Here is a 12,668-nt window from a genome sequence, read left to right on the forward strand (position 1 = left end):
GAAATCCATCACATCCGACTGGATTGAATCACCCCACAAGGCGCGGCAAGTACTATGCTGGCGCCAACTGTTTGTTCCCCAGTGGAGAGCTTCGTATGTCGTCGTCTAATACGCCCAACCCCCATTCTTCCGTTGCTGCTGTCCAGGGCACCGGAGCCGCTGCGTCGCTGACTGCCGCTGCCAAAGCCGCAGCGGCCAAGGCCGTAGCCAATGATGCAGGCCTGCAAGATGCGATTGCCAAGGGCTACCAGCCGGCTCGAATCCTGGGCGGCAAGGTGGTGGGCGTTTGGGGCGGCGCCCTGCTGCGCACCGCAGATGGCGAGCTGCGCCCGCTGAAAACAGGCGATGTCATCAAGAAGGGTGATGTGGTTCTGACCACCCAGGATGGCATCGTTCAGATTGAAGGCGCCAAGACGACAAACTCCGCCCTGATCGACCGAGTCATTGCTGACATCGGCGCCCCAAAGCCTGAGGAGCCGACTGGGGTTGGTATTCAGGGGCCTGGTGGTGGCGACAATTTCTTGCCTGGCCTGCGCGTTGACCGCGTGGTCGAGGCCGTCACGCCTGCCGGCTTGGGCTTTACCGAAGTCGCCGCCGACACCGAAGAGATCCAATTTGACACGGCAGCCGATGAGCTGGCCGCGGCTGAGCTGGCCGCTTTGCCAGATGTCTTCACGGGTAACGAAGACACACCCATTGTTTTCAACCCCACGACGAATGACACGGCTGGCAATGCAGGTCCGCTCACGGTCACCAGCATTGCAGGTCAACCCATCGCGGTAGGCACCCCCGTCAACCTACCTCAGGGTGTCGTGACGCTGAACCCGAATGGCACGTTGACCTTCACGCCCAACGCCAACTTCAATGGGCAAATCAACTTTCCCTACGTGGCGACAACCCCCAGTGGCTCGACAGTCACCTCGACCGTCACACTGAACGTCACGCCAGTCAATGATGCCCCCGAAGGCACAGACGCGATCCGCCAGACCTACGAGGACGTGCCTTACGTCCTCCAGACCAAAGACTTTGGCTTCAAGGATGTTGACAACGACACCTTGGCAGCCGTGCGCATTGACACCTTGCCGACCAATGGTCGCCTGACCCTGAACGGTCAGCCCGTTGCTGATGATCAGGTCATTTCCGCAGCAGACATCGCAGCAGGCCGCCTGCAGTTTGTGCCGGACGCCGACGAAAACGGCACGCCTTACGGCTCGTTCACGTTCTCGGTGCAAGACTCTGGGGGCGCCTTTGATGCCGCGCCCAACCGCTTCACGCTGAATGTGGACCCCTTGGCAGAAACGCCAGCGGCCAACAACGACGCGATGAAGACCGAAGAGGGCAAGCCTGTCGTGATCGATGTGCTCGCCAACGACAAAACGCCAGTGGGCACCACCCTGACGGTCACCGAGATCAACGGCAAGCCGGTGACGCCCGGAACACCAGTGCCCATCACGGACAGCACGGGCCAGCCCATCGGAAACGTGGTCGTTTCACCTGATGGCAAGGTCACGTTCACGCCTGAACCGAACTACCAAGGCCCGGTCGACTTCACCTACACCGCCACAGATGGCAAGACGCCTGTGGAAGGCAAGGTGCATGTGGATGTCACCCCGGTCAACGACGTCCCTGTGGCCACCGACGACAAAGCCACGATTGAAGCCGGCAAGCCCACCACGCTGGACGTGCTGGGCAACGACACCGACCCGGACAAGGACCCGCTGACCATCTCGGAGATCAACGGCCAGCCGGTGACCCCGGGCACGCCGGTGACCTTGCTCGACCCCGTGACCAAGCAGCCCGTGGGCACGGTCACCGTCACACCGGAAGGCAAGATCACCTTCAACCCGGCGCCGGGCACCGAAGGTCCTGTCACCTTCGAATACACCGTGAAGGACCCGTCGGGTGCCACCGACAAGGCCACCGTGACTCTGGATGTGGGCGGCGTCAATGACGCCCCCGTGGCTCAGGCCGATGTGGGCTCGACCACTGAAGACGCCATCCTGACCGTCTCTGCCGCCAATGGCGTGATCCAGAGCGGTGCTGCGCCTGCAGGCCGTGACTCGGATGTCGATGGCGACAGCTTGGCTGTGTCCGCCGTGTCCTTTGGCAACACCGTGGGCAAGGTGGGCTCGCCCATTGCAGGCGCCTTCGGCACGCTGACGCTGAACGCTGATGGCTCTTACAGCTACGTGCCCAATGCCGCTGCGCAAGCGCTGGACACGGGCGAGAGCGACCGCGACATCTTCACCTACACGGTGACCGACCCCGCTGGCAAGACGGCCACCACCACGCTGACCATCACCGTCACCGGCGTCAATGACGGCCCCGTGGCCATCGACGACAGCGCCCTGACCCCTGTGGGCACCCCCGTCACCATCCCGGTGCTGGGCAATGACACCGACCCCGATGGCGAGCCGCTGACCGTCACCCAGGTAGACGGCAAGCCCATCAGCCCGGGCAACCCCGTCTCGCTGACCGACCCCGTGGGCAATCCCATCGGTACCGTCGCGCTCAACCCCGATGGCACCCTCACCTTCACGCCCGCTCCGGGCTATGAAGGCCCGGTGGACTTCCCTTACACCGTCACTGACGGCACCACCACCGACACCGGCAATGTCCATGTCGTGGTCAGCTCCACCAACCGTCCCCCGGTGGCCGACGACAACTATGTCCAAGGCATCGAAGGCACGCCGGTCACGTTCGACCCGCGCTCTAACGACTACGACCCTGACACCGATCCGATTGCGATCACCCAGATCAATGGAAAGCCCATTGCTGTGGGCTCGCCCATCACGCTGCCTGAAGGCACGGTCGCTCTCAACCCCGATGGCACGCTGACCTTCACCCCGGCCAAGAACTTTGATGGCCCGGTGACGTTTGAGTACACCATTGCTGACGGCCGCAGCGGCACAGACACCGCCAAGGTCGTCATCAATGTGGCGCCGCTGGACAACTCGCCAGCCGCCAATGACGATGTGGCCACCACGCCGGAAGACACCCCGGTGCTGGTCGATGTGCTGGCCAATGACAAGGACTTGGACGGCGAGAAGCTGACCATCACCGAGATCGACGGCCAACCTGCTGTGGTGGGCACGCCGGTCACCATCACCGATGACCAGGGCACCCCGATTGCCACCGTGACGCTGACGCCTGAGGGCAAGCTCAATGTGGTGCCGGAGCTACGTGCCCAATGCCGCTGCGCAAGCGCTGGACACGGGCGAGAGCGACCGCGACATCTTCACCTACACGGTGACCGACCCCGCTGGCAAGACGGCCACCACCACGCTGACCATCACCGTCACCGGCGTCAATGACGGCCCCGTGGCCATCGACGACAGCGCCCTGACCCCCGTGGGCACACCCGTCACCATCCCGGTGCTGGGCAATGACACCGACCCCGATGGCGAGCCGCTGACCGTCACTCAAGTGGACGGCAAGCCCATCAGCCCGGGCAACCCCGTCTCGCTGACCGACCCCGTGGGCAACCCCATCGGGACCGTCGCGCTCAACCCCGACGGCACCCTCACCTTCACGCCCGCTCCGGGCTATGAAGGCCCGGTGGACTTCCCCTACACCGTCACCGACGGCACCACGACCGACACCGCGAATGTTCACATCGTGGTGAGTGACAACAACCGTCCGCCTCAAGCAGGCGACAACGTGGTCGACGGCCAAGAGGACACCCCCGTCACCTTCGATCCGCGCTCGAACGACTTCGACCCGGATACCGACCCTCTGACTATCACCGAAATCAATGGCCAGCCCATTGAGCCGGGCCAATCGGTCGACCTGCCGCAAGGCAAGGTCAGCATGAACCCGGATGGCACGCTGACCTTCACGCCCAAGGACAACTTCACCGGCCCGGTCACCTTTGACTACACCGTTGAGGATGGCCGCGGTGGCTCTGATGTGGCACAAGTCACCATCAATGTCGCCAACACCAATGACTTGCCTGAAGGCACGGACAACACGCGGGGTACTGCGGAAGACACCGCGTATGTCCTGAAGACAGAGGACTTCGGATTCAAGGATGTGGATGGCGACACCTTTGCCGGTGTGCGCATCGACAAAGTGCCGACCGCTGGCACCTTGACACTCAACGGTCAAGCCGTCGCGGCGGGCCAGTTCGTGTCTGCACAAGACATTGCGGATGGCAAGCTCCAGTATGTGCCTGCAGCGAATGAGAATGGGCGCCCGTACGGTAGCTTCGATTTCTCCGTGCAAGACAGCCAGGGCAGCTTTGACGCCAAGCCCAACACCTTCACCCTGAACGTCGGTGAGTTGGACGACAGCCCCTCAGCGGTCAATGACACCGCGACGACGGCTGAGGACACCGCCGTCATCGTGGACGTGCTGAAGAACGACAGCGACCCCGACAAGGAAGACACGCTGTCTATCGTGGCCATTGACGGCCAGCCCGCTGTGGTGGGCCAGCCTGTGAGCATCAGCAAAGACGGCGTGGTCATCGCCACCGTGACGCTGACGGCCGATGGCAAGCTCAGCGTGCTGCCCGCACCGAACTACAACACCGAAGGCAAGGACCCGATCACCTTCGACTACACCATCACCGACGGGCGCACCGAGGTGAAGGCCAAGGTCGAGGTCGTGGTCACGCCGGTGAATGACGGCCCGAACGCGGTGGATGACAAGGCCACCATCGCCGAAGACACCCCACAAGTGGTCAAGCTGGTTGACAACGACAGCGACCCAGACAATGCCAAGGCCGACTTGAAGGTCACCAACATTGCAGGGCAAGACGTCAAGCCCGGCGACACCGTGGAGATCAAGGACCCGAGCGGTAAGTTGCTGGCCACCGTCACGCTGAACCCGAACGGTCAAGATGTGACGGTCGACCCCGTGGCCAACTATGTCGGCCCGGTCGACTTCACCTACACCATCACAGATCCGCAAGGCCTGAAAGACACGGCCAATGTCACCGTCGATGTGGGCGGTGTGAATGACGCTCCGGAAGCCCGCCCCGACGTGGGTAACACCAATGAGGACACCTCCTTGGTGGTGAACGCTGCCAACGGCGTGATCCAAAGCGGCTTGAGCGCGGACGGCAAAGACACGGACATTGATGGCGACAGCCTGAGCGTGTCGGCCGTGGCCTTTGGCAATGTGGTGGGCACCGTCGGACAAGCCCTGCAAGGCAAGTACGGCGCCCTGACGCTGAATGCTGATGGCTCCTACTCTTTTGTGCCCAACAGCACGGCCAACGCCTTGGACGATGGCGAGACCGGTCAAGACGTCTTCACCTACACCGTTACCGACCCAGGCGGCAAGACCTCCACCACGTCGCTGACCATCAACGTCACCGGTCGCAATGATGGTCCCGTGGCCATTGACGACTCGGGCAAGACCGACGAGGACAAGCCGGTCACGCTGAACCTGATCGCCAATGACAAGGATGACGATGGCGAGAAACTGACGATCACCCAGATCAACGGGCAGAACGTCAGCTCGGGCCAAGTCGTCCCTGTCAACGATGGCAAGGGCACCAAGATCGGTGACCTGCTGATCAACGGCGACGGCACAGTCACCTTCACACCAGTTCAGGACTACAACGGCCCCGTCGACTTCAAGTACACCGTCTCCGATGGCACAGCGACCGACGAAGGTGCTGTCCATATTGACGTGGGGGCCGGTAACGACGCTCCTACTGCCCGTGACGACTTGGTCAATGGCCAAGAGGACAAGACCGTCACCTTTGACCCGGTAACGCCCAACGACACCGATCCGGACAAGGACCCGCTGACCATCACCCAAGTGGCCGGCAAGCCCATCTCGGTGGGCAACCCTGTGACGGTGCCCGAAGGCAAGGTCGAACTGAATCCGGACGGCACGTTGTCCTTCACGCCAAACAAGGACTTCAACGGCCCGGTCACCGTCACCTACACCATCAGTGATGGCAATGGCGGGACCAGCACCGCCAATATCAATCTGGACATCAAGGCTGTCAACGACAATCCGGATGCAGTCAATGACACCAAGGCCGTCACCGAAGACACACCGGCCACCGGCAATGTGTTGGACAACGACACTGACGTGGACAAGGACAAGTTGTCGGTCACCGGCTTCACCATTGACACCAATGGCGATGGCACACCTGAGTCGTTCAATCCGGGCCAGAAGGCAAGCTTGGTCAATGCCGCTGGCAAGCCCATCGGCGACCTGACCATCAATGCGGATGGCAGCTTCACGTTCAACCCCGCCAAGGATTACTTCGGCCCTGTACCTGTTGCAACTTACTCCATCACTGATGGCCAGGGAGGCGAGGACTCGGCCACCCTGACCCTGGGCGATGTGAAGCCAGTGGCTGACACTCCTGAAGGCACGGATGCCACCAAGACGACGGCTGAGGACACCGCTTACGGCGTGACCGCCGCCGACTTCGGCTTCAAGGACGTGGACGGCGACACCTTTGCCGCTGTGCGCATTGACACCTTGGCCACTAATGGCGTGCTCAAGTTGAACGGCGTGGACGTCACCCTGGGCCAGGAGATCTCGATTGCCGACATCAACGCCGGCAAGCTGCAGTTCGTCCCGGATGCCAATGAGAACGGTGCTCCTTATGGCTCCTTCACCTTCTCCGTCAAGGACAGCTCGGGTGCCTTCGATTTGGTGCCCAACACCCTGACCTTGAATGTCACCGCCCAGGCCGACACCCCCACGGGCGCCGACATCACCAAGACCACCAATGAAGACACGCCTTACGTCATCGGCAAGGCTGACTTCGGCTTCGCCGATGTCGATGGCGACACCTTCAAGGCAGTCCGCGTGGACACCCTGCCGACCAATGGCACGCTCACCCTCAACGGCGTGCTGGTCACGGCCGGTCAGATCATCACCGTGGCTGACCTCGACGCGGGCAAGCTGCGCTTCGTGCCGGACGCCGACGAGAACGGCACGCCTTACGGCAACTTCACCTTCTCGGTGCAGGACTCGACCAACGCGTTCGACGCAGCGCCCAACACCTTCACGCTGAATGTGACTTCGGTGGCAGACACTCCGGAAGGCGCGGATGCCACCCGCACGACCAAGGAGTCGACACCGTACACCGTCCAAGCCAATGACTTTGGCTTCAGCGATGCAGATGGCGATACCTTTGCCGCTGTGCGCATCGACACCCTGGCCACCAACGGCGTTCTGAAGTTGAACGGCGCGGCCGTCACCCTGGGTCAGGAGATCTCGATTGCCGACATCAATGCCGGTAAGCTGCAGTTCGTCCCCGATGCCAACGAGAATGGCTCGCCCTATGCCAGCTTTACCTTCTCGGTCAAGGACAGCTCCGGCGCGTTCGACCTTGCCCCCAACACCTTGACCTTCAATGTGACGGACGTGGCCAACACACCTGATGGCACCGATGTCACGAAGACCACCACGGAGGACACTTCCTACACCATTGCAAAGGCTGACTTCGGGTTCAAGGACGCGGATGCCGGCGACAGTCTGAAGGCAGTTCGCATTGACACCCTGCCGAACAATGGCTCGCTCACCCTTAACGGTGTGCTCGTCACCGCAGGTCAGATCATCTCTTCGGCCGACATCGAAGCCGGCAAGCTGAAATTTGTGCCGGACGCCAATGAAAACGGGACGCCTTACGGCAGCTTCACCTTCTCGGTGCAAGATTCGTCAGATCTGTTCGACACTGCTCCCAACACCTTCACCCTGAACGTGACCCCGGTCGCGGACACCCCAGAAGGCACGGATGCCACCAAGACTACGGCTGAGGACACCGCTTACGGCGTGACTGCCGCCGACTTCGGCTTCAAGGACGTGGACGGCGACACCTTTGCCGCTGTGCGCATCGACACCTTGGCTACCAATGGCGTGCTCAAGTTGAACGGCGTGGCCGTCACCCTGGGCCAGGAGATCTCGATTGCCGACATCAACGCCGGCAAGCTGCAGTTCGTCCCGGATGCCAATGAGAACGGTGCGCCTTACGGCTCCTTCACCTTCTCGGTCAAGGACAGCTCGGGTGCCTTCGACCTGGTGCCCAACACCCTGACCTTGAATGTCACTGCGGTGCCAGACACCCCCACGGGTGCCGACGTCACCAAGACCACCAATGAAGACACGCCTTACGTCATTGGCAAAGCCGACTTCGGCTTCGCCGATGTGGACGGCGACACCTTCAAGGCCGTCCGTGTCGACACCCTGCCGACCAATGGCACGCTCACCCTCAACGGCGTGCTTGTCACGGCCGGTCAGGTCATCACCGTGGCTGACCTCGACGCGGGCAAGCTGCGCTTCGTGCCGGACGCCGACGAGAACGGCACGCCTTACGGCAGCTTCACCTTCTCGGTGCAGGACTCGACCAACGCGTTCGACGCAGCGCCCAACACCTTCACGCTGAATGTGACTCCGGTCGCGGACACCCCAGAAGGTACGGACGCCACCAAGACCACGGCGGAAGACACCCCGTATGTGGTGACGGCGGCCGACTTCGGCTTCAAGGACGTGGACGGCGACACCTTTGCCGCTGTGCGCATCGACACCTTGGCTACCAATGGCGTGCTCAAGTTGAACGGCGTGGCCGTCACCCTGGGCCAGGAGATCTCGATTGCCGACATCAACGCCGGCAAGCTGCAGTTCGTCCCGGATGCCAATGAGAACGGTGCGCCTTACGGCTCCTTCACCTTCTCGGTCAAGGACAGCTCGGGTGCCTTCGACCTGGTGCCCAACACCCTGACCTTGAATGTCACTGCGGTGCCAGACACCCCCACGGGTGCCGACGTCACCAAGACCACCAATGAAGACACGCCTTACGTCATTGGCAAAGCCGACTTCGGCTTCGCCGATGTGGACGGCGACACCTTCAAGGCCGTCCGTGTCGACACCCTGCCGACCAATGGCACGCTCACCCTCAACGGCGTGCTTGTCACGGCCGGTCAGGTCATCACCGTGGCTGACCTCGACGCGGGCAAGCTGCGCTTCGTGCCGGACGCCGACGAGAACGGCACGCCTTACGGCAGCTTCACCTTCTCGGTGCAGGACTCGACCAACGCGTTCGACGCAGCGCCCAACACCTTCACGCTGAATGTGACTCCGGTCGCGGACACCCCAGAAGGTACGGACGCCACCAAGACCACGGCGGAAGACACCCCGTATGTGGTGACGGCGGCCGACTTCGGCTTCAAGGACGTGGACGGTGACACCTTCGCCGGTGTGCGCATTGACACCTTGGCCACCAATGGCGTGCTCAAGTTGAACGGCGTGGCCGTCACCCTGGGCCAGGAGATCTCGATTGCCGACATCAACGCTGGCAAGCTGCAGTTCGTCCCGGATGCCAATGAGAACGGTGCGCCTTACGGCTCCTTCACCTTCTCGGTCAAGGACAGCTCCGGCGCCTTCGACTTGGTGCCCAACACCCTGACCTTGAATGTCACTGCGGTGCCAGACACCCCCACGGGTGCCGACGTCACCAAGACGACCAATGAAGACACGCCTTACGTCATTGGCAAAGCCGACTTCGGCTTCGCCGATGTGGATGGCGACACCTTCAAGGCCGTCCGTGTCGACACCCTGCCGACCAATGGCACGCTCACCCTCAACGGCGTGCTTGTCACGGCCGGTCAGATCATCACCGTGGCTGACCTCGACGCGGGCAAGCTGCGCTTCGTGCCGGACGCCAACGAGAACGGCACGCCTTACGGCAGCTTCACCTTCTCGGTGCAGGACTCGTCGAATGCGTTTGACTTGGTGCCCAACACCTTCACCTTGAACGTGACGTCTTTGCCCGACACCCCTGACAGCCAGGATGTCACCCGCACCACGAACGAGGACGTCAACTACATCGTCAAGTTGGCTGACTTCGCCTACGCAGATGGTGATGGTGATGCTTTTGCCAGCGTCGTGATTTCGAGTCTGCCGACTAACGGTCAGTTGCTGTTCAATGGCCTAGCGGTCACCGTGGGTCAGACCATCAACACGGCCGACATTACTGCCGGCAAGCTGGTGTTTGCTCCTGACCTGCATGAAAGCGGCACCAACTACGCCACCTTCACCTTCCAAGTGAAGGACAGCACCGGCGCGCTGGATGCCACGCCCAACACCTTCACCATGAACGTGACGGCTGTGCCAGATGCCCCCACACTGGCGGTGGGTGCCAAGAGCTTCTCCATCGCGGAGAACTTCGAGAGCGTGAACCTAGGCGGCACCTACTTCAAGAACATCGACCCCACCACGCTGACCGGTGGCATCTGGCGTACCGACAACAAGGCGGTGGGCACCAATCCCAAATCCGTCGAAATTGCCGAGTTCGCCAACACCACCTGGTATGGCGCCACCAGCAACGGCACCAATGGCACCCGCGCCATTGAGCTGGAACAGAACCCTGGCGATCGCTCGAACCTGTTCACTGAAATCGCCGTTGAGAAGGGTGAAGTGTTCTCGTTCTCCTTTGATGCGGCTGCGCGTCTCAGGAACAATGGGGCGGACATCACCAACAAGACGTCGGTCTTCTATGTGTACTGGGAAGGCCAGTTGGTCTACACCTTCAACTCCTTGAGCGGCACCTTCACCAACTTCCAGATGGACTTGGTTGCCACTCAGACGGGCAATGCACGTCTGGAGTTCATTGCCGGTGACTCCGACTCCTTCGGTGCCATGGTTGACAACATCAAGGTCGATCTGCGCCAGAACACCGGGGTGCAAGGCTACGTCGTCAACGTGCCGGACCTCACCGCTGGTTTGGTGGACAAGGACGGCTCTGAGACCTTGGCTCTGCGGGTTGAAGCGATTCCGGTGGGCGCAGTGCTGACCGACGGCGTCAACTCCTTCACCTCGGCTGCTGGCGCCACCACCGCCACCATCACAGGTTGGGACCTCACCAAGATCTCGCTGCTGCCGCCTGCGGCATTCTCCGGCACCATTGACCTCACTGTGGTCGCGACAGCCACGGAGGCCTCTAACAACACCTCAGTGAGTACCTCCAAGCAGGTGCAGCTGACGGTCTTGGCAGATGCCAACAACCAGTACGGCGCCGCCGCGGATGACACCCTGGCAGGTACTGCCAATGCGGACCGTCTCTGGGGCTTCGAAGGCAATGACCGCCTGTCGGGTGCTGCTGGCAATGACACCGTCATTGGCGGCGCTGGTAACGACACCCTGGCCGGCGACGATGGCAACGACCTCTTGGACGGAAGTGCGGGCACAGACAGCCTGGCCGGTGGCTTGGGCATCGACACCCTGCAAGGTGGCATCGGCAACGACACCTTGACGGGTAATGACGGCAATGACGTCTTCCGTTGGTCGCTGGGCGATGGTGGCACGGCTGGAGCGCCGACCCGAGACGTCATCACTGACTTCTCGACCTCGGCTGTGGGTGGCGACATCCTTGACCTTCGTGACCTGTTGCAGGGTGAAGAGGTCAATGTGACGACTAATCTGCACAACTACATCGACATCGACACCACCTCTGTGGCTGGCCAGACCATCATTCGAATCAGTACCACGGGTGGCTTCACCAACGGTGTCTATGACGCCAGCAAAGAAGATCAGTCCATCACGCTCAGCAACATCAATCTGCGTGCAGCATTGGGTCGGCCGAATGGCACTGACCTCGAGTTGCTGACCGATTTGTTTGCGCGTAAGCAGTTGATCATCGACGGGGTCTGAGGCATCTACCCGCCATAGGCGGGTAGCTCATCCCGCCTAAGCCGTACCCGCTCCTGGAGTTGGTACGGCTTTTTCTTTAGCGGTGCGTCAGCAGGTAGTGCAGACGCCTCGCCCAGCGCTGCCATCCGAGATAGCGCGGCTGTGCCAAAAAGCTTTGCCGAAAGCGCGAAGGGACGCGCGCATCGTCGAGCCAATCCCCTTCAAACAGACGCGCGGCGCGTTGCTGTCCTGCGGTGCTGGTCGCCTCCCATCGAGGAATGAACGCGTCAGGAAAGTACGGCACATCGTAAAAGTACTTGCATGCCGCCACGCGATAGATGGGCAAGGCGGGACGCAAGACTTTCGCAAAGCCAGACAGGGCCGAGGAGCACTTCAGCACCAAGGCACAGCGCGACAGCAATACGCAATCCAGCAGCGCACGGTCAGCTCGATCTTGGTCCTGCACGCCGCTCTTGTGGAAGCTCACAGCCCCGAGGTTTCGCACCTCGCGCTCCGGGAATCGCTGGCGCGCCGCGCTGACAAACCCTGCTTCGTCCGTCGCAATGAACAGCGTCTTGAGATGAGGATGCGCTTTGAACGCCTCGTCGGCGGCAGACAGCATGTCGTCGTAGCTCACCGGATTGGTGTCGTGCAGCGCTTGGTTCTTATCGGTCCCGCGGTAATGCAGGCCCAGCGTGCCCTCAGTCAGAGCAAACTCATCTGCACGCTGCTCGATGCGAGCAGGGACCTTGAAAAAGCGGTGCCACAGCGCATGCAGCCCCGGCCAATCATCGCCGAGCGCACTCAATGCACGTGACCTCAAGGCCAGCAGACTGCGCTCGACCCGCGGGCCTTCAGCAGGGGTGTAGGCCAAGTCAAAGACACCAGGCAGAACCACATGGTCTGGCCCCTGACCGTAGAAACGAGAGCGGATACCCCACTCGGGCCACCGTCCCTCACTCTGAAGTGAGGGAAGAATCTCGAAGACCCAAAGCACGATTTGCCCGAAGAGACCCTCTTCTAGATCGTGGAGTTCAGTGGTGATGGTCCAGTGTTTACAGCCTGTC

3 protein-coding genes are annotated in these 12,668 nt (G+C 61.6%); 2 read left to right on the forward strand and 1 reads right to left on the reverse strand.

Annotated features, from left to right (window positions below; all coding sequences use genetic code 11):
- The first annotated feature begins 95 nt into the window (after positions 1-95).
- Together KAK11_RS15935 and KAK11_RS21875 are read left to right on the forward strand one after the other, a co-directional pair.
- The gene (locus tag KAK11_RS15935) at positions 96-3,314 is read left to right on the forward strand and encodes a cadherin-like domain-containing protein (protein WP_210810219.1); all 3,219 of its coding nucleotides are present in this window, start codon (positions 96-98) and stop codon (positions 3,312-3,314) included.
- Positions 3,250-11,622: a cadherin-like domain-containing protein gene (locus KAK11_RS21875; RefSeq protein ID WP_310737821.1), complete on the forward strand. Its 8,373-nt coding sequence runs from the start codon at positions 3,250-3,252 to the stop codon at positions 11,620-11,622. The genes KAK11_RS15935 and KAK11_RS21875 overlap by 65 nt, the downstream gene beginning before the upstream one ends.
- A gap of 76 nt (positions 11,623-11,698) precedes the next feature.
- Here KAK11_RS21875 and KAK11_RS15970 read toward each other — a convergent pair whose 3' ends face one another.
- Entirely contained in the window at positions 11,699-12,499 is an 801-nt protein-coding gene (locus tag KAK11_RS15970; RefSeq protein ID WP_210810220.1) for an O-fucosyltransferase family protein, read from the reverse strand.
- Between the last annotated feature and the right edge of the window lie 169 nt (positions 12,500-12,668).

It is taken from the genome of Ideonella paludis, from assembly GCF_018069865.1.
GTDB lineage: Bacteria > Pseudomonadota > Gammaproteobacteria > Burkholderiales > Burkholderiaceae_C > Ideonella > Ideonella paludis.